The sequence below is a fragment of the Vogesella perlucida genome (assembly GCF_979366545.1).
The window spans coordinates 1-1,432 of sequence record NZ_CEETRO010000024.1 but is presented as its reverse complement, the minus strand read 5'-3'; the positions used below and the strand labels follow the sequence as shown (position 1 = coordinate 1,432).

General features: G+C 53.6%; 1 protein-coding gene. It reads left to right on the top strand.

All coding sequences use genetic code 11. From position 1 onward, the window contains the following. Positions 1–1,432: methyl-accepting chemotaxis protein (locus ACZ9XP_RS17685; protein ID WP_465188934.1), on the top strand; the 1,432-nt coding region annotated here is incomplete at both ends.

Below are 1,432 nucleotides of genomic sequence, written 5' to 3'. Positions count from 1 at the left end.
TCTGACATTGTCACTGCAGCGCTATGAGGTGTTCTCTGAAATGCGTAGCGCACAGGAGCTGGTTGCTGTTGCAACGCAAAGCGCCAACCTGATTGATGGTTTGCAGACCGAGCGAGGATTAAGTAATGGCTATCTGAGTGGTCAGGGCCCCTTGCCGGACAAGCTAAAAGAAGCCAGGCAGAAAACCGATCAATCCCTTTCCAGTTTGGCAGGGGTGGTCGGAACGCTATCTGCTGGTGACCTGGCTGGTAGTAGTCAGCGGGTGGTGACTGATGTGCAGAACCTTCTAACCAAGCGTGGGGCAGTAGACAGCCGCGGGATCCCGGCGACAGAGGCTTTTGCAGCCTATAGCGAGCAAATTGATGCCCAACTTGCCTTAATGGCTAGCCTTGGTCGAGCTACAGATGCTGGTGATGTGATTCGCTACAGTACTAGCCTATCTAATCTGTTGTGCGTAAAAGAGTACGCTGGGCGTGAGCGGGGTTTTGTGAATGGCTTGTTATCGGGTGGGCCAATATCTCTTGCTGGACTTGAGCAAGCTGCAAGCTTGCAGGCACGTCAGGATATGTGTGCCAGCCAGCTATTACTTCTATCGCCAGTGTATATCAATGATGCAATGCGACCGTATTTGCAATCCGATGCGGCTACGGCACTCAAAGCCTTGCGCCAAGCTTTGCACGCAACCGACCCGGGCACTGCCGCCTCAATAGCGCCTGAGTTATGGTTTACTGCGGCTACTGCACAGATCGTTCAACTGAAAAAAGCACAGGACGATTTACTGTTAAGGTTGAGTAATACAGTAGAGCAGCATCAGGACGATGCGAGTCGCAGCCTGATCGTAACGCTGGCCTGTTCCGTGGTGTTGCTGGTGCTGTTGATTTTTGGTGGTGGTGCGGTATATCGCAGTATCCGTTACCCGATAGTGAGGCTGTCCGGTTTGATGCAGGAGATGAGTCACAATCTTGACCTGGCTGTGCGTGCCAAGCTGGAGGGGAGTGATGAAATCGCCGGCATGGGCCAAGCATTCGACCGGTTGGTGAGCGCTTTTGGTGAAACTCTGAAAGATGTGAAGCTCAATGCCCACCAGCTTGTAAAAGCTTCTGATGCCTTGCAGGCGGTCTCTGCTCGCGCGGCGAATGCTGCCGAGGCGCAAAGCACCTCTTCGTCGGGTATCGCTGCTGCCGTTGAACAAATGACCGTCGGCATTGCTTCTGTTAGTGACAATACGCGGGATAACTTACAAGTCGTGCAGCAAATGCAAGAGGGCGTCAATGTTGGCCGTCACCGTATGCAAGCGACTGCCGCTGCGATGACACAGACTGCTAGCAGTGTGGAGGGGGCGGGGCAGGTCATACAGGATTTGGCCGAGAAGTCGCAAAATATCCGGCGCATTATTACCGCCATACGCGAGATTGCTGATCAGACCAACCTG